Source organism: Defluviicoccus vanus (genome assembly GCF_014672695.1).
In the GTDB taxonomy this organism is placed as follows: Bacteria; Pseudomonadota; Alphaproteobacteria; order Rhodospirillales; family Defluviicoccaceae; genus Defluviicoccus; species Defluviicoccus vanus.
The window spans coordinates 3,783,876-3,800,732 of the sequence record NZ_CP053923.1 but is presented as its reverse complement, the minus strand read 5'-3'; the positions used below and the strand labels follow the sequence as shown (position 1 = coordinate 3,800,732).

The following is a 16,857-nucleotide window of genomic DNA, read 5'->3' as shown; positions in this document are numbered from 1 at the left end:
NTTCCACAAGCATGCAGGNCGCGCTGCTGCATCGCCGCCTCAAAAGCACCAAGTATTCTTACCCGCCGACTTCGATGCGTAGAGCGCGAGATCGGCCTGCGCCAGCAGCGCATCGGCGTCCACTTGCGCCGTACCGCCGATGGCGACACCGACGCTGGCGCTGCTGCGAACCGAGAGTTCGCCGATCAGCACGGGTTCGCACAGGTGGGTCACCAGCCGTTCCGCCAACGCGCCAAACTCTTCCGGCTTCGTTGCCGCCGTCGCCAGGATGGCGAACTCATCACCACCAAGCCTGGCAACGATGTCGCTGCCGCGAGCCAGCCGACGCAGCCGGTTGGCAATCTCCACCAGGAACAAATCGCCAATGGAGTGACCGAGCGCGTCGTTGATGTGCTTGAAGTCATCCAGGTCGATGATCATCAACGCCACGGCCCGCTCCTCCCGTCCCAGGACCGTCTGGATGCACTGCAAGTGTTCCTGCAACAGGCGCCGATTGGGTAGACCGGTCAGGGAATCTTCAAGGGCCAGGACGCGGGCGGCCGCTTCTGCTCGCTTACGTTCAGAGATATCGGTAATCACCCCGACAAGATAGGATTCGCCCTGAAAAGTAAACGGTGACTTAATGGTCAGGAACCAGCGGACGGCTCCCGTACCGTCGGTGATTTCTTCTTCGTTGGCGATAGAGAGTCCGTCGCGAAAAACTGCATCGTCCACCCGCCAAAAAACAGACGCCTGCGCCTCGGGGAAAATGGTCATGTCATCCCTGAAGTATAGTTCTTCAGGCTGCCTCCCCATCAAGCGGCAGAATGCATCATTGAACAATATCCACTGGTGCTTCTGGTTCTTAATGAATACAGGATTTTCCATTGCATCAATAATGCAGCGCAGAAACGAATGCGCATCATTATGCGTTAACTTGTCCACTTGTGTCTTCCCGGACCGTATAGTATCTTCAAGGATAGACGCGCTTATGCGCTTCGCGACGAAGCAGTTGTACGTAAAATTTTACACAATCTGTGATAAAATTACTTCATCGTGACGATACCCCGCCAGCAGGGCTTACCCGCGTGGTGTCTGCAGCCTTCGTGCAGCGCTGTCGCAGCGTGCGTCGATGGACACGCCTCCGGAGCGACCGGGTGATTGGCCGCCGCCTAGGTTCGTAGATAATCGACGATAGTCCAGGCACCGATCGCGATGAAGCCGATACCAGCGATCAACTTGAGTGGTATGCCCTCAAGACGCTGCGCAAAAACCGAACCAAGAAGAACCGCCAGCGCGGTCGATACACACAAGGCAAGAGCAGCGGCAACAAAGACCGCAAAGGGACTATGCTTGCCTTCTGTTGCAAACAGCATGGTTGCCAATTGCGTCTTATCGCCCAGTTCGGCGATAAATACCGCTGCAAAGATCGACGCTAATTGCCACATCGCACTTGTCCTTTTTCGCATTTTCTGAGCACGCTGCCGCCTAGCCGTGGCCGCGTCAACATGGATCCGGAGTGAATGATTTACGGTTCCTCAACGCCCAAAGCAGCGGCGGCGCGCTAAGCGTCGCCTCCTGACTGCCTGAAGAGTCAATGCGCCGCCAGTGCAGGTCGCCTAGATCGTAGGACAGTTGCAGGCGGACCACTTCGGGCGTTGCATCGGACGCATTCATCCGTCGACGCGTCACCCGCTCTTCAAGCAGCTGCGGCGAGGCATCGAGCCACACCGCGTCGAACGGCACGTCAGCCGCCGCGGCAACGGCCTCGATCGCCGCACGCTCTTCCGGACGGGCAAACACTGCATCGGCGATGACCGCGTGCCCGGCGGCGAGAGCCGCCTTTGCCTCCTCCTCCACGGCCGCATACGTGCGTCGATTCATCTCCGCACTGTAAAATGTAGCCCCCAGACGCGTAGTCATCTCGACGCCGGACAGCCGTTTGCGGGTGGTGTCGGTGCGAATCACCCGGGCGCCGGGAGCGGTGCCCACGTGCGGGGCCAAATCGCGGGCGAGGCGCGACTTGCCGCTGCCGGACAGTCCGCCGACGGCGATCAGCCGCGCCGGGACCGGCGTCAGGTAGGCGAGCGCCAGATCGAGATAGCGGGATGCCTCGGCGCGATGCTGCCCTGCCGCCGTCGGCGACAACGATGGCGTGGCAGCGGCAGCAGCGGCGACGTGGCTGCGTATCGCTGCCCGCAGCGACATGAAGAAGGGCAGGACTGCGAGGCCGGTGGCGTCGCCAGTGTTGTCCAGATAGCGGTTGAGGAGAATGCTGGCGAGGTGGCGTAGCCCCCGCGCATCCAGGTCCATGACCAGAAATGCCAGATCATAGAGAACGTCGATGTCGGCGAAGGCATCGGCAAACTCGATCGCGTCAAATAGCACCGGCCGGCCACCGAAGGCCACGATGTTGCGCAGATGCAGGTCGCCGTGACAGCGACGAACCATCCCCGCGCTGTGTCGCTGATCGAGCAGCGGTGCCGACGCCTCAAGGGCAACGTCGGTTTGCTGCAGCAGTGCGTCAATGCGTGCCTGCTGTGGATAGGCATCGGCAAATTCGGCGAAACACTGCCTGTTGCTGTCCACCACCCGCTGCATCGCCACAGCACCACCAGCCTCCGGGCGAACCTCCGCCGCCGCATGAAAGCTGGCAATCACGTCAGCGAGAATCTCGACCGCAAAGCGATCGAGTCGCCCCGCCGTAGCCAGCCGGTCAAACAGCGCATCCTGGGGAAATCCGGTCATCTGGACCAGCCAGTCGACCGGCTCGCCTTCGCCACCAACGGCAAGGGCTCCCTGCGGCGTCCGTACCACCGGCACGACGCGATGATAAAGCATTGGCGCGGTGCGCTGGTTTATCTCCACTTCGCGTTCACAGAAGCTCCGCCGCAGGGCGGCGGTGGAGAAATCGAGGTACGGCAACCGCACCGCACGCTTCAGCTTATACGCGAGATGTCCGGCCAAAAAGAGGACCGAAACGTGGGTTTCGATCCGTTCGATCGCGATCAGCCGCGGCTCTCCCTCGACGCGCGGATAAGCCGCCGCCTGCGAGAGAAAAGCGATGATTTCGCTTTGATCCTCGACGATCACACCACCCTCGCTTGTTGTCTGATTGGGCCGCGCGGAACTATAGGCGAAAGCTCGCTGACGATGATAGGGGGCAAGGCCCGGGCACAGTCGCTGGCCGCAGGCCGGATCCGGACGATCAGAAAGTCGGCCGTTGTTCAGAGAGTCCGAACGGGTCTTCGTGGATCAGCACTTCCGCATCCGGAAAGGCCTCTTCGATCCGAGCCATCACCTCGTCGGAAATTCGGTGCGCCTCAGCGAGGCTGAGCTCAGGGTCGAGTTCAAGATGCAGCTGGATGAACGTCTGCGTTCCCGACGAGCGCGTGCGCAGATCGTGCATGCTGCGCACGCCATCGTGCTCGCTGATGATGGCGGCGATCCGCTGGCGGTCCGTCTCCGGTAACTCGCGATCCATTAGAAGATTGAGACTGCCGGAGATCACCTGCCAAGCGCTGATGAGGATAAAGAGCGAAACGCCGAGCGCAATCAGCGGGTCAGCCCGCGTCCAACCGAACTGGCTCCCCAGAATCAGCGCAGCGATCACACCCAGATTGACCAGCAAATCCGAGGTGTAGTGCAGAGAATCGGCGCCGATGGCAATCGATCCGGTTCGCCGGATCACCCACTTCTGGTAGGTCACCAGCCCCAGCGTCAGCGCGATCGAGAGCAGCATCACGATCAGGCCGACGCTGCTGTTTTCAATCGGCACCGGCGTCAGCAGGCGTCGTCCCGCCTCGAACAGCAGAAACACCCCCGAGCCGCCGATGAACGCCGCTTGCCCCAGGCCCGCAAGTGGTTCCGCCTTGCCATGACCGAAGCGATGCTCACGATCAGGCGGCACCGCCGCTTGTCGAATTGCCAGCAGATTAAGCAGCGAGGCGGCGAGATCGAGCATCGAGTCGACCAGTGTCGACAGCATGCTCACCGAGCCGGTGGCAATCCAGGCGGCAGCCTTGGCCGCGATCAACAGCGCCGCCACGCCCACGGATGCAAGCGCGGCGCGGTTTTTCAGCCGGTTGGCACGTTCGATCGTTGCCATCTCGCTCTGCGCCTCGACGCCGCTGCCGCTGTCGGCCGCCGTCACGGATACAGCTCCTCGGTCATCCAGCCACCTTCGGTGCGGCGGAACACGTAGCGCATGTGCAATCGAAAAGGACGATCCTCCCAAAACTCGATCCGCTCCGGCTGCACGCGAAAACCAGACCAGAAGGGTGGCCGCGGGATCGCTCCCAGATGAAAGCGGGCGGTAAAGCGGGCAATGCGGGCTTCGAACTGGAAGCGGCCGACCATACGCTGCGACTGCTTCGATGCCCAGGCACCGATCTGGCTGAGGCGCGGCCGGCTGGCAAAATACGTATCCGCCTCCGCCTCCTCCACCGGCTCCACCCGGCCTTCGATGCGCACCTGCCGCCGCAGCGACTTCCAGTGGAAGCACAGGGCCGCGTGGGGATTGGCGGTGATCTCCGCGGCCTTGCGGCTACCGAGGTTGGTATAGAAAACGAACCCCCGNGCATCGATACCCTTCAGCAGCACCATGCGCGCCGAAGGCACCCCTCCGGCGTCNGCTGTCGCCAGCGTCATGGCGTTGGGATCGTTGGGCTCGGTCTTTTCCGCTTCCGCAAGCCAAGCATGGAAGGCGACGATCGGGTCGGTTTTCTCCGGAAAGCTCATCAGCTAATCCATGTGCCTTGCTAGTTGAGACGATACGCTGCCGGAGCGCGCGGCGACACTAGCAGGTCACGTCGGTGCGAACCACGCCTAGCCCGAATCAAATCCCCTTCGATCGCGTAATCGGACGTAAGAACCGGACTGGCCGACACACGGCGTCCAGGCTATCTATGTGCCTGTTGCTTGACCTTAAGCGAGAACAGCTGCCCACATGCGCGATCCCTACGAGGTTATCGGGGTGCCGAAGGGCGCCGAAATTGACGCGGTAAAAAAAGCCTACCGGAAGCTTGCGCGCAAGCTGCATCCCGACCTGCACCCAGGCGACAGGGCAGCCGAGGACCGGTTCAAGGACGTGGCCGCCGCCTATGATTTCCTGTCCGACGCGGACAAGAAGTCGCGTTACGACCGGGGTGAGATCGACGCCAGCGGTCAGCCCAAGGCGGAGCGCCGGTTCTACCGTGACTTCGCCGAAGGCGACACCGGCCATCGTTATGCCGATCCTGACGACGCGCTGAAGAACATGGAAGGGGCGGATATCTTCGCCGACCTGTTCGGCGGCATGCGTCGGGCGCGTCGCAAGGTGCGCGGCAACGATGTCCGCGAAACCATCGAGGTGGACTTTCTTGAGGCGATCAACGGCACGCAGCGGGAACTACTCCTCCCCGACCAGCGACGGCTGAAGGTCACGATCCCCGCCGGAAGCGATAGCGGCCAGGTGCTGCGGCTGAAAGGCCAGGGCATGCCGAGCGTGCTCGAAGGGCCGCCGGGTGACCTGCACCTGGAAATCAAGGTCCGGCCGCATCCCCGCTTCGAGCGTAAGGGCAACGACATCTACGCGGATTTGCCGGTCACCCTCAGCGAAGCGGTGCTTGGCGGCCGGGTGGAGGTGACAACCGTCGATGGAACCGTCAATCTGACAGTGCCGAAGGGGTCCAACACCGGCACCCGGCTACGGGTACGCGGCAAGNGGGTGCCCATTTCCGGCGGTGGCCGCGGTGATCATTACGTGACGCTGAAGGTTATGTTGCCGCCGGGTGGCGATGCGGAGTTGAGCAGTTTTGTCGCCGGATGGGCACCGAACCATCCCTACGCGGTGCGTGAGGGCTGAGGACGACCATGCCGACTTTCGATGAAATCATTCGCGTCCACCGGATCGAGCGCACCCAGCTGCAGACCTGGATCGAGCAGCGGTGGGTCCGTCCGACCACCACCGCCGTCGGCTATGTCTTCGACGAAGTGGACGAGGCCCGCATTACCTTGATCCAGGAGATGCGGGCCGAGTTTCTCGTCAACGATGACGCGCTCGAAGTGGTGCTGTCGCTGCTCGATCAGCTCTACGCCACCCGTCAGGCTCTCCGCCGCATCGAGCAAGCAATGGAAGCGCTGCCGGAGTCGGTCCGCGAGCAAATCAAGGCCATTCTGCGCCAGCCGGAAACGAACGAGTAGACACCCGCCCGCCGATTGATGACGATGATTGACGCGGCCGCAGCCTTTCGCTATGGCCTTGTAGCATCTCGGATCCGGTAGCTTGTGTCGATCAAGGCGGATTGGTCCGGCTGATCTCCGTGCAGGTATTCGCATCAGCCGTCTGTCGGCAAGTGGGACGCGCCTCCACGCTCCTGGAGCGTGCCCGGTATCCCTTCTCGGTTGACTGAAACAGGGACCAAAAAACACATGACAGCAACCGCAGCCCTGATGGCCGGCAAGCGTGGCTTGATCATGGGTGTTGCCAACGATCGCTCGCTTGCCTGGGCTATCAGCCAGGCGGTACATGCCCATGGTGGCGAAGTCGCCCTCACCTACCAAGGCGAAGCGCTGAAGAAACGCGTCCAGCCGCTGGCCGAGCGGATCGGTTGCAGCGTTGTCCTTCCTTGCGACGTCACCAATGAAGCCAGCCTGGATGCCGTGTTCGCGGACTTGAAGCAGCGCTGGGGCAAGCTCGATTTCCTCGTCCACGCGATCGCCTATTCGGACAAGGACGAGTTGAAGGGTCGCTATGTCGACACGACAGCGGAGAACTTCAACCAGAGTCTGTTTGTCTCCTGCTATTCGTTCACCGCTCTCTGCCGTCGGGCGGAACCGCTGATGGTGGAGGGCGGCAGCCTGTTGACCCTCACCTACATGGGGGCTGAACGGGTGATGCCGCACTACAACGTCATGGGCGTCGCCAAAGCCGCCCTGGAGGCGAGCGTCCGCTATCTGGCGGAGGATCTCGGGCGGCAGAACATCCGCGTCAACGCCATGTCCGCCGGGCCGATGAAGACCCTGGCAGCGTCGGGCATCGGCGATTTCCGCTTCATCCTCAAATGGAACCAGTTCAATTCGCCGATGCGCCGCAACATCACCATGGAGGACGTGGGTGGTGCCGGCCTCTATCTGCTGAGTGACCTGGCGTCCGGGGTGACCGGCGAGGTCCATCACGTGGATTGCGGCTACAATGGGATCGGCATGCTCGCTGTCGATGCCGTGGGCGAAGTGCGCGAGATGCTGGGTCAGTTCAAGACCCAGGACTGAGCGGCCCGCAGCCGATGTCGGGCAACACCTTCGGCCATCTGTTCCGCGTCACCAGCTTCGGCGAGAGCCACGGCCCGGCGATCGGCTGCGTCGTCGATGGTGTGCCGCCGCGCCTCCCGCTCAGCGAAGCCGACATCCAGGTTCACCTCGATCGGCGGCGGCCGGGGCAGTCGCGGTTCACCACCCAGCGGCGCGAGCCGGACCGAGTACAAATCCTCTCCGGCGTCTTCGAGGGCCTGACCACCGGCACGCCGATCGGCCTCCTCATCGTCAACGAGGACGCCCGCTCCAAGGACTACGGAGCGATCAAGGACCTGTTCCGCCCCGGCCACGCCGACTACACCTACCAGGCGAAGTACGGCATCCGCGACTATCGCGGCGGCGGCCGCTCCAGCGCCCGCGAGACGGCGATGCGGGTGGCCGCCGGCGCCATCGCCCGCAAGGTGTTGGGCGACGGAGTGACGATCCGCGGTGCCTTGGTGCAGGTCGGCCCGCACGCCATCGACCGCGCTCGCTGGGACTGGGCGGAGGTCGAGCGCAATCCTTTCTTCTGTCCCGACGCGATGGCAGCGGCCACCTGGGNNGAAGGCTTCCTCAACCAGGTGCGGAAAGCTGGATCGTCGGCCGGAGGCTTGCTGGAGATCGTCGCCTCGGGCGTCCCGGTCGGCCTCGGCGCGCCGACCTTCGATCGCCTCGATGCCGACCTCGCCAAGGCGATGATCAGCATTCCGGCGGCGAAGGGGGTGGAGATCGGCGCAGGGTTCGCCGCCGTCGCCCTATCCGGCCTCGAAGACAACGACCGGATGCGGATGCAGAACGGCCGGGTGACCTTCCTCTCCAACAACGCCGGCGGCGTGCTGGGCGGCATCAGCACCGGCCAGGACATTGTCGTCCGTGTCGCCATCAAGCCGACAAGTTCAGTGTTGACCCCGCAGGAGACGGTGACGGTCAAGGGCGAGACAGCGGAAATCTCCACCCGCGGCCGCCACGACCCCTGCGTCGCCATCCGCGGCGTCCCGGTCGCCGAAGCAATGGTGGCGCTGGTGCTCACCGACCACCTGCTCCGGCACCGGGGGCAGTGCGGGTAGAGAGCCCGCGAGGCCGATCTTTACGTGGCATATTACTCGCCCGGCAGTGTGGGTCATGACCCACCACCGATATGGCTGTAATCGGAGAATTGGCGGATCACGACCCACCCTACGCTTTCTAGTAGTATCTTGCAGGGAATATTATGAGCGACTATCGTACATTACTTCACACAGTATTTACGCCCGGAGCGCCGATTAATAAATTGGAATTTTTTTCGGGCAGAGTAGGAAATTGCTCGCGTATTAGAGACTATTCCTAGCCCAGGTCGCCACCCAATAGTTTTTGGGCAAAGAGGTGTAGGAAAAACATCTCTTGCAAATATACTAGCAAGTAGGATAACGGATTCTCGCGTCATAAAAGTTAACTGCGATTCCAGCGACACATTTGGATCGCTATGGACGCGAATATTAAGAAAGATACAAATACAGCGCACAACGCAGCCAGCTGGATTTACTTCGAAGTAAAATAATATATCTGTAAGTCTTGGCGATTATTTGAGCGCGAACGCGAGTGCATCCTCATCAATCCCCTCATTTAAGCTATGTTCGTCAGTTGGGCGGTGATTGGTTTGTTTTTTAGCATTTCGAGGAACCTTTCGATCAACGGCCGGAGGCGGGGTTCGGGCATGGCCGGGATGAGGTCGTAGAGCATGCAGCCCTGGCGGAACAGGGAATGGGTTCGGCGTTTGGCGGTGTTGACCTTGAGGTGGCGGTCCATGCCGAGCGCTTCGCCGGCCTCGCCGAGCAGGGTGAGGAACAGCACGGCGAAGGCGTTGAGCAGGAGCAGGCGGTCGCGGCGCTGCGGATCGCCGATGCGCACGGCGCCGAGCCCCATGCCGAAGCGCAGATCCTTGGTGTCGCGGAAGCTGGGCTCGATGGTCCAGCGTCTGGCGTAGAGGTTGACGATTTCGCGGGCCGATGCGTCTGCCTTGCTCGTCGCCAAACACCAGGGCTCCTTCATCGCCTTGGCGTGGACACAGACGACGGCGCCGACCGGTTGCGCGGCGGCAGTGACCGAGGCGCCGCGCAGATGGCGCGCCCGGCCGCCCTTGCCGACCCACTCGGCCGCCGCCCGGCTTTCTCCGTCGGCGGCGTCGACGCGGATGTCGCCGCGGAACCGGATGACATAGGCGAAGCCCAATTTCGTCAGATAATCGAACAGTTTGCGGTCGCCGAAGCCGCGGTCGGCGAGGATCGTCGCCGTCGTCGCCGCCGGCAGCACCCCGGCAAGGCGGCCGAGACACGCATCCTCGATGGCGTTGCGCTGGCCCGCCAGTTCCGCCTTCAGCATCGTCAGCCACAACAGCGGCGTCGCCCGGCCGTGCCCGGTCACCAGATTGAGCGCCAGCGTCGCCTGCCCGTCGGCGTCGAAATCGGTCCAGTCCATGGCGACGACGATTTCCTTGCGGCCGCCAACCGCCTCCGGAACCCATTGCCCGAACATCTCCCAGACGGAGACGCCGGCGTTGCTCAGCAGCCTGTCGACCTGTTTGACCGCATGCTTGGTCAGCAATCCCCGCGCCTGCGCCAACGCATGGCCGATCATCGAAACCGCCAGCGACGCACCGGTCATCACCCCCAGCGTGCCGTTGGCCAGCGACGCGATCCGTTTGGCGTGAACATGCCCCGCGAAAACCCCATCAAGAAACCGACGAACGTCGGTCAAACGAAACTCAGGACGCGCTACCCCGTTCACTTCCCCACCCCAACCCTCGAAACCTTCCTCCTCTCACCCTGCATAACCGACCGCCGCCGCAAAGCTCATCCGTAGCAACCCATTGATCCGTATCAAAACTCAAAATGAGGGGATTCCTGAGGCTTCCGTCAGCAGGGCCGCGGCGGCGATCCAGGCGTCAGCGATGGAAAGGTGGTGTGTTGCCTTGACCTCGGCCGCCTTTTCCAGGAGCAGTGCATCCTCGTGCACGATCATCAGCGGCAGCGATAGGCATTGCTCGTAGGCGAGCCACGCCTCGGCTTGCCCCTCGTCCTGCCAAACGCGGGACAGAATTTCCATCAGCGAGATGAAGCAGATGCGACAGCGGTTGCCGCTGCGATCAGCGGCGCGGAGCAATCGTGCTACATCTTCTGCGCCTGGTTCGTCATCGCGCAGCGTCAGCAGCGCCGAGGTGTCGAGGTGTCGAGCAGGTGGCGGGTCACCCGCGACGCTTTTCAGCCTCAGCTTCTCGACGACGGTCCTCGATCAACCGTTTCGTGCTCCCGCCACCGCCGCGCCCGCGAAAGGCGGCAGCCGGATCCGCCTCCTCGCTGTTTTTCTGCCACTTCCGCGCCCTTGAAATCGCCCGCGTACGCTTGCCCCTTCAGCTAAATCGCGCTACTACGGGCGGTCTATTCGCAAGCGCGGCAAGCCGCGGCCACAGGGCCTCATAGCCGCGAATAATCCGAGGGGTCGACTCCANTGGCACGCAAAAAGATTGCGCTCGTCGGCGCAGGGAACATCGGCGGAACACTCGCCCACCTGATCAGCTTGAAGGAACTGGGCGACGTCGTCCTGTTCGACATCGTCGAGGGGGTTCCGCAAGGTAAGGCCCTCGATCTCGCCGAGTCGACACCGGTCGAAGCGGCAAGCATCAGCCTCAAGGGCGCCAACGATTATGCCGATATCGCCGGCAGCGATGTGGTCATCGTTACCGCCGGTGTGGCGCGCAAGCCGGGCATGAGCCGCGACGATCTGATAAGCATCAACACCAAGGTGATGAAGTCGGTCGGCGAAGGCATCAAGGCCAACTGCCCGAACGCCTTTGTCATCTGCATCACCAACCCACTCGATGTGATGGTCTGGGTGCTGCGCGAATTTTCCGGTCAGCCCTACAACATGGTCTGCGGCATGGCCGGCGTGCTCGACTCCGCCCGCTTCCGCTACTTCCTCTCCGAAGAATTCAACGTCTCGGTAGCGGACATTACCGCCTTCGTGCTTGGCGGCCACGGCGACACCATGGTCCCGCTGACCCGCTACTCCACCGTTGCCGGTATCCCGCTTCCCGATCTGGTGAAGATGGGCTGGACCACGCAGGAGAAACTCGACCAGATCGTGCAGCGCACCCGCGATGGCGGCGCCGAGATCGTCGGCCTGCTGAAGACAGGGTCCGCCTTCTACGCACCTGCCGCATCCGCCGTCCTCATGGCCGAGGCCTACCTCAAGGACCAGAAGCGGGTTCTGCCATGCGCGAGCTGGGTTGATGGCCAGTATGGCCTGAACGGGATCTATGTCGGCGTCCCCACCATCATTGGCGCCGGTGGCATCGAGAAGATCATCGAGATCGAGCTCAACGCCGAAGAAAAGGCGATGCTCGACCACTCCATCAAATCCGTCGAGACGCTGGTCGGCGTAGCCAAAGGCCTGATGTAACCCAGTCAGCGCCGGTATCGCTGCCCGCCGCCCACCCGGGCGGTCGGCAGCGCCGCCTTTCCCGCCGTCGCCGCCGAAACACCCGATCCTTGGCCGGGATTGGCTGGCGTGGCAGGGCTGCAACTTTCTGAGGAGGGACGCATGAACATACACGAATACCAAGCCAAGCAACTGCTGGCGAAATACGGCGTCGCCGTACCGCGCGGCCATGTTGCCTACACTGCTCCCGAAGCACACGAAGCGGCGAAGCAGCTGGGCGGGCCGGTCTGGGTCGTCAAGGCGCAGATCCACGCCGGTGGTCGCGGCAAGGGCGGCGGCGTCAAGGTAGTCAAGAGCCTCGATGAGGTGTGGCCGACGTCAGAGAAGATGCTGGGCATGACCCTGGTCACCAAGCAGACCGGGCCGGCTGGTAAGGAAGTCAAGCGCATCTACATCGAAGAGGGCTGCGACATTAAGCGCGAGCTTTACCTCTCGTTGCTGATCGACCGCGCCACCTCCCGCATCACCGTCATCGCCTCGACCGAAGGTGGCATGGATATTGAGGAGGTCGCGGCCGCGACCCCGGAGAAGATCCACACCGTCACCATCGATCCGCTGACCGGCATGATGCCGTTCCATGCCCGCAAGGTGGCCTTTTCCCTCGGCCTCGAAGGCAAGCAGGTCAACTCCTGCGTCAAGACCGTCCTCGGTATGTACAAGGCGTTCATCGACCTCGACGCCTCGATGATGGAGATCAACCCGCTGGTGGTCACCGGCGGCGGCGACGTCATCCCGCTCGATGCGAAGATGAACTTCGACGACAACGCGCTGTTCCGGCACAAAGACATCCAGGAACTGCGTGACGAGGATGAGGAAGATCCGGCTGAGCGCGAAGCCGCCCGCCACGACCTCAACTACATCAAGCTCGACGGCAGCATCGGCTGCATGGTCAATGGCGCCGGCCTCGCCATGTCGACGATGGACATCATCAAGCTCTACGGCGGCGATCCGGCCAACTTCCTCGACGTTGGTGGCGGCGCCACCAAGGACCGGGTGACCGAGGCTTTCAAGATCATCCTGCGCGATCCCAACGTCGAAGGCATCCTCGTCAACATCTTCGGCGGCATCATGCGTTGCGATGTCATCGCCGAGGGCGTCGTTTCGGCTGCCCGCGAAGTCAGCCTCAATGTGCCGCTGGTGGTGCGCCTCGAAGGGACCAACGTCGATCTCGGCAAGCAGATTCTGAGCCAGTCGGGCCTGCCGATCATTTCCGCCGACGACCTTGGCGATGCGGCCGAGAAGATCGTCAAAGCCGTGAAGGAGGCCGCGTAATGTCTGTTCTCGTCAGTTCCGAAACCAAAGTTATCTGCCAAGGCTTCACCTGGCGCCCAGGGTACCTTCCACTCCGAGCAGGCGATCGCATACGGCACCAAGATGGTCGGTGGCGTGACCCCAGGTAAGGGTGGCACCACCCACCTCGACCTGCCGATCTTCGATACCGTGCAGCAGGCGCGCGAAGCGACCGGCTGCGATGCATCGGTGATCTACGTGCCGCCGCCGTTCGCCGCCGATGCCATCCTCGAAGCGATCGATGCCGAGGTGCCGCTTGTGGTGTGCATCACCGAGGGCATCCCGGTGGTCGACATGCTGAACGTCAAGCGGGCACTGATCGGCTCGAAGACGCGGCTGATCGGCCCCAACTGCCCGGGTATCATCACCCCGGGTCAGTGCAAGATTGGCATCATGCCAGGCCACATCCACACTCCCGGCAAGGTCGGCATTGTCTCGCGTTCCGGCACCCTCACCTACGAAGCGGTGGCGCAAACAACCGCCGCGGGCCTCGGCCAGACCACCTGCATCGGCATCGGCGGCGATCCGATCAATGGCACCAACTTCATCGATTGCCTCGATCTGTTCCTTAAGGATCCGCAGACGGAAGCGATCGTAATGATTGGTGAGATCGGCGGCTCGGCTGAGGAAGATGCAGCCCAGTTCCTCAAGGACTCGAAGACAAAGAAACTGGTGGTCGGCTTCATCGCCGGTCTTACCGCCCCTCCAGGTCGTCGTATGGGTCATGCCGGCGCCATTATTGCTGGCGGAAAGGGTACAGCCGCGGATAAAATCGAAGCGATGCGCAGCGCCGGAATTCATGTGTCCAAGTCGCCCGCGACGCTAGGGAAAACCATGATCGAGGCGATGCGCGGTTAGGTCTCTATTGCGTCGTCAGAACAAAAGGAATGGCGCGGCCGTAAGGCCGCGCCTGCACCAGGGAACATGGCAGGCATAACCTTCGAAAGCGTCCTTAGCGGTGCCAATGCGCCGTACATTGCGGACCTCTACCTGCGCTACGTGGACAATCCCAGCTCGGTTGACGCCGACTGGGCTTCTNTTTTCGCCTCTTTCGCCGACGAGGCGGGGCAGGTCCGTAAAGAGGTCCGAGGCGCCAGCTGGGCCCCATACCTGCCGGCCATCGACACCAACGGTGGTCAGGCGAACGCCCCTGTATCGCAAGAAGTGCTGGCAACGGCCGGCATCCTGGGCCAGGACACCCGTGCGGCGATTCTCGATTCCGTGCGCGCGCTGATGCTGATCCGGGTCTTCCGGGTCCGCGGCCACCTGATGGCCAAGCTCGATCCGCTCGGGCTAAACGACCGGCCGTACCATCCGGAACTGGATCCGCGAACTTACGGCTTTCTCGAAGCCGACATGGATCGGCCGATCTTTCTCGACAACGTCCTCGGTCTCGAAACGGCGACCGTACGCGAGATCATCGACATCCTGCACAAAACCTACTGCGGGACGATCGGCGTCGAATTCATGCACATCCAGCACCCGGATGAGAAGGCGTGGATCCAACAACGCATTGAAGGCATTCGCAATCAGACCGATTTTACCGTCAAGGGCAAGACGGCGATCCTGCAACGGCTGATCGAAGCGGAAGAGTTTGAGAAGTTCCTCCACGTCAAATTCACTGGCACCAAGCGGTTCGGTCTCGACGGCGGCGAGGCGACGATTCCGGCGATCGAACAGATCCTCAAGCGCGGCAGTCAGTTGGGGGTGCAGGAGTTGGTCCTGGGGATGGCCCACCGTGGTCGTCTCAATGTGCTGGCCAACATCATGATGAAGCCGTACGTGGCGATCTTCTCCGAGTTCCAGGGACACGCGGCGAATCCAGACGACGTGCAGGGCTCGGGCGACGTCAAGTACCATCTCGGCACCTCGGCCGACCGGGTCTTCGACGGCAACGAAATACACCTGTCGCTTACCGCCAATCCTTCACATCTGGAAGCCGTCGACCCCGTCGTCCTCGGCAAGGTGCGGGCGAAGCAGAACCAGCGCGGCGATACCACTCACGATCAGGTGGTTGGGCTGCTGCTGCATGGCGATGCGGCGATGGCTGGCCAGGGGTTGGTGGCCGAGGTGTTTGGACTGTCCGAACTGAAAGGTTACTCGACCGGCGGCACCATCCACTTCTGCATCAACAACCAGATCGGCTTCACCACCAGCCCATCGTACTCGCGCTCGTCGCCGTATCCGAGCGACATCGGCAAAGCGGTGCAGGCGCCAATTTTCCACGTCAACGGTGACGATCCAGAGGCCGTCGTGCACGCAGCACGAATCGCCACCGAGTTCCGCCAGGAATTCAAGCGTGACGTGGTCATCGACATGTTCTGCTACCGGCGGTTTGGCCATAACGAGGCGGACGAGCCGTCGTTTACCCAGCCGCTGATGTATCGCACCATCGGCAAGATGCCGTCGGTCCGCCATCTTTATGCCGAACGATTGATCCGTGACGGCTCGCTGACGCCCACCGAGGTGGAGAACCTGGGGGCGAGTGTCCGCGCCAAGCTGCAGGAAGCCTTCGAAGCGGCACCGCAGTACAAGCCANACAAGGCCGACTGGCTGCAGGGACGCTGGGCCGGGCTGAAGACGCTGATGGGCGAAGAGGAGATGCGCGACGACGAGACCTGGGTGTCGATACCGTTGCTGAAGGATATCGGCCAGGCACTGACGTCGTTTCCCAAAGACTTCAATGTCCACCGCAAGCTGATCCGCGTGCTCGACGCCAGACGCGAAATGATCGAATCGGGCGAGGGGCTGGACTGGGCGATGGGCGAGGCACTAGCCTTCGGCAGCCTGCTTGCCGAAGGTGTCCAGGTCCGGCTTTCCGGCCAGGACTCCGGCCGCGGCACCTTCTCGCATCGGCATGCGGTGCTTGTGGATCAGCAGACCGAGGCGCGCTTTATTCCGCTCAACAACATTTCCGACAGTCAGGCCAACTTCGAAGTTATCGACAGCCCGCTGTCCGAGGCTTCGGTGCTTGGGTTCGACTACGGCTACTCGCTGGTGGAGCCAGACGCGCTGGTGCTGTGGGAAGCACAGTTCGGTGATTTCGCCAACGGCGCGCAGATGATCATCGATCAGTTCATCGCCTCCGGTGAATCGAAATGGCTGCGTCTTTCGGGGCTGGTGATGCTGCTGCCGCATGGCTTCGAGGGTCAGGGGCCGGAACACTCCTCCGCCCGCATCGAACGCTATCTCCAGCTCTGCGCCGAAGACAATATCCAGGTGGTCAACTGCACCACACCCGCCAACTATTTCCACGCCCTGCGACGGCAGATCCGGCGGAACTTCCGCAAACCGATGATCGTCTTCTCGCCGAAGTCGCTGCTCCGCCACAAGCTCGCCGTCTCGCCGCTGGCGCTGCTGGGACCGGGAACCAAGTTCAGCCGGGTGCTGCCGGAGGTCGATCCGCTGGTGGCGGATGCAGACGTCCGCCGCGTCGTCTTTTGCTCCGGCAAGATCTACTACGACCTGCTGCAGGAACGCCGGTTGCGGGGTATCAATGATGTGGCAATCGTTCGGGTGGAACAGCTCTACCCCTGGCCACGCATTCGCGTCGTCGAGCAGGTGGACAAATACGCCAACGCCGAAGTGGTCTGGTGCCAGGAAGAACCCGCCAACAACGGTGCTTGGCAGTTCGTCCTGCCGCGGCTGATCAACATTCTCGAAGAACGCGGTCGGTCGCGGATCATCCCCTTCTATGTTGGACGCAAGGCTGCAGCCTCGCCGGCGACCGGCCTGTTCAAGACGCATGACACCGAGCAGCGACGATTGGTGGAAGAGGCACTAAGCGTCGGTGTGGAGTCGCTGCCGCAGCCGTTCCGCCGCGTGGCTCGTTAACGGGCCGGC

Annotated in this window: 15 protein-coding genes and 1 pseudogene; 9 read left to right on the top strand and 7 right to left on the bottom strand. The window is 62.3% G+C overall.

Annotated elements, in window-relative coordinates; all coding sequences use genetic code 11:
- Positions 1 to 39 precede the first annotated feature (39 nt).
- The 5 genes from HQ394_RS17330 to pdxH all read right to left on the bottom strand — a co-directional run bounded on the left by HQ394_RS17330 (position 40) and on the right by pdxH (position 4,719).
- Positions 40 to 924 (bottom strand): sensor domain-containing protein, encoded by an 885-nt coding sequence (locus HQ394_RS17330; RefSeq protein ID WP_190261245.1) that lies wholly within the window; start codon positions 922 to 924, stop codon positions 40 to 42.
- Positions 925 to 1,151: 227 nt separating this feature from the next.
- Positions 1,152 to 1,427, bottom strand: coding sequence for a TMEM165/GDT1 family protein (locus HQ394_RS17325; RefSeq protein WP_190261244.1), 276 nt, complete (start codon positions 1,425 to 1,427; stop codon positions 1,152 to 1,154).
- 55 nt (positions 1,428 to 1,482) lie between these two features.
- Complete coding sequence (locus HQ394_RS17320) at positions 1,483 to 3,072, bottom strand: bifunctional aminoglycoside phosphotransferase/ATP-binding protein (RefSeq protein ID WP_223291684.1); 1,590 nt, start codon at positions 3,070 to 3,072, stop codon at positions 1,483 to 1,485.
- Between the two features lie 115 nt (positions 3,073 to 3,187).
- Positions 3,188 to 4,087 carry a cation diffusion facilitator family transporter gene (locus HQ394_RS17315; RefSeq protein WP_190263385.1) on the bottom strand — a complete coding sequence of 300 codons (900 nt, stop codon included), beginning with the start codon at positions 4,085 to 4,087 and terminating at the stop codon, positions 3,188 to 3,190.
- 41 nt (positions 4,088 to 4,128) lie between these two features.
- The gene (pdxH, locus tag HQ394_RS17310; protein ID WP_190261243.1) at positions 4,129 to 4,719 is read right to left on the bottom strand and encodes a pyridoxamine 5'-phosphate oxidase; all 591 of its coding nucleotides are present in this window, start codon (positions 4,717 to 4,719) and stop codon (positions 4,129 to 4,131) included.
- A 208-nt stretch (positions 4,720 to 4,927) separates the two neighbouring features.
- Here pdxH and HQ394_RS17305 point away from each other — a divergent pair, with 208 nt between their 5' ends.
- The 5 genes from HQ394_RS17305 (at position 4,928) to HQ394_RS21335 (ending at position 8,783) form a co-directional block, all read left to right on the top strand.
- Positions 4,928 to 5,824, top strand: a complete 897-nt coding sequence (locus HQ394_RS17305) for a DnaJ C-terminal domain-containing protein (protein WP_190261242.1) — start codon at positions 4,928 to 4,930, stop codon at positions 5,822 to 5,824.
- A gap of 8 nt (positions 5,825 to 5,832) precedes the next feature.
- Positions 5,833 to 6,162, top strand: a complete 330-nt coding sequence (locus HQ394_RS17300) for a chaperone modulator CbpM (protein ID WP_190261241.1) — start codon at positions 5,833 to 5,835, stop codon at positions 6,160 to 6,162.
- Between the two features lie 228 nt (positions 6,163 to 6,390).
- The gene (fabI, locus tag HQ394_RS17295; protein WP_190261240.1) at positions 6,391 to 7,230 is read left to right on the top strand and encodes an enoyl-ACP reductase FabI; all 840 of its coding nucleotides are present in this window, start codon (positions 6,391 to 6,393) and stop codon (positions 7,228 to 7,230) included.
- Positions 7,231 to 7,244: 14 nt separating this feature from the next.
- The gene (aroC, locus tag HQ394_RS17290; RefSeq protein WP_190261239.1) at positions 7,245 to 8,318 is read left to right on the top strand and encodes a chorismate synthase; all 1,074 of its coding nucleotides are present in this window, start codon (positions 7,245 to 7,247) and stop codon (positions 8,316 to 8,318) included.
- A 231-nt stretch (positions 8,319 to 8,549) separates the two neighbouring features.
- Positions 8,550 to 8,783: an ATP-binding protein gene (locus HQ394_RS21335; protein ID WP_190263384.1), complete on the top strand. Its 234-nt coding sequence runs from the start codon at positions 8,550 to 8,552 to the stop codon at positions 8,781 to 8,783.
- A 70-nt stretch (positions 8,784 to 8,853) separates the two neighbouring features.
- Here HQ394_RS21335 and HQ394_RS17280 read toward each other — a convergent pair whose 3' ends face one another.
- Both HQ394_RS17280 and HQ394_RS17275 read right to left on the bottom strand, forming a co-directional pair.
- Positions 8,854 to 9,984 carry an IS4 family transposase gene (locus tag HQ394_RS17280; RefSeq protein WP_190260092.1) on the bottom strand — a complete coding sequence of 377 codons (1,131 nt, stop codon included), beginning with the start codon at positions 9,982 to 9,984 and terminating at the stop codon, positions 8,854 to 8,856.
- A gap of 129 nt (positions 9,985 to 10,113) precedes the next feature.
- On the bottom strand, positions 10,114 to 10,491 hold the full coding sequence (locus HQ394_RS17275; RefSeq protein ID WP_190263383.1) for a PIN domain-containing protein: 378 nt from the start codon (positions 10,489 to 10,491) through the stop codon (positions 10,114 to 10,116).
- Between the two features lie 243 nt (positions 10,492 to 10,734).
- On the opposite strand from HQ394_RS17275, the gene mdh reads away from it, so the two are divergent.
- The 4 genes and pseudogenes from mdh to HQ394_RS17255 all read left to right on the top strand — a co-directional run bounded on the left by mdh (position 10,735) and on the right by HQ394_RS17255 (position 16,848).
- Positions 10,735 to 11,685, top strand: a complete 951-nt coding sequence (gene mdh / locus HQ394_RS17270; RefSeq protein WP_223292130.1) for a malate dehydrogenase — start codon at positions 10,735 to 10,737, stop codon at positions 11,683 to 11,685.
- A 117-nt stretch (positions 11,686 to 11,802) separates the two neighbouring features.
- A complete protein-coding gene (gene sucC / locus HQ394_RS17265; RefSeq protein ID WP_263053807.1) occupies positions 11,803 to 12,996 on the top strand; it encodes an ADP-forming succinate--CoA ligase subunit beta in 1,194 nt (397 codons plus the stop codon).
- Positions 12,996 to 13,872: pseudogene (sucD, locus tag HQ394_RS17260) on the top strand (succinate--CoA ligase subunit alpha). Before sucC ends, sucD begins: the two are co-directional and overlap by 1 nt.
- A gap of 66 nt (positions 13,873 to 13,938) precedes the next feature.
- On the top strand, positions 13,939 to 16,848 hold the full coding sequence (locus HQ394_RS17255) for a 2-oxoglutarate dehydrogenase E1 component (RefSeq protein ID WP_190261237.1): 2,910 nt from the start codon (positions 13,939 to 13,941) through the stop codon (positions 16,846 to 16,848).
- The last annotated feature ends 9 nt before the right edge of the window (positions 16,849 to 16,857 follow it).

Coding starts and splice junctions, on each gene's coding strand:
- HQ394_RS17325 (WP_190261244.1), bottom strand. CDS start 1,427: ATGTGGCAATTAGCGTCGATCTTTGCAGCGGTATTTATCGCCGAACTG.
- HQ394_RS17315 (WP_190263385.1), bottom strand. CDS start 4,087: ATGGCAACGATCGAACGTGCCAACCGGCTGAAAAACCGCGCCGCGCTT.
- HQ394_RS17300 (WP_190261241.1), top strand. CDS start 5,833: ATGCCGACTTTCGATGAAATCATTCGCGTCCACCGGATCGAGCGCACC.
- fabI (WP_190261240.1), top strand. CDS start 6,391: ATGACAGCAACCGCAGCCCTGATGGCCGGCAAGCGTGGCTTGATCATG.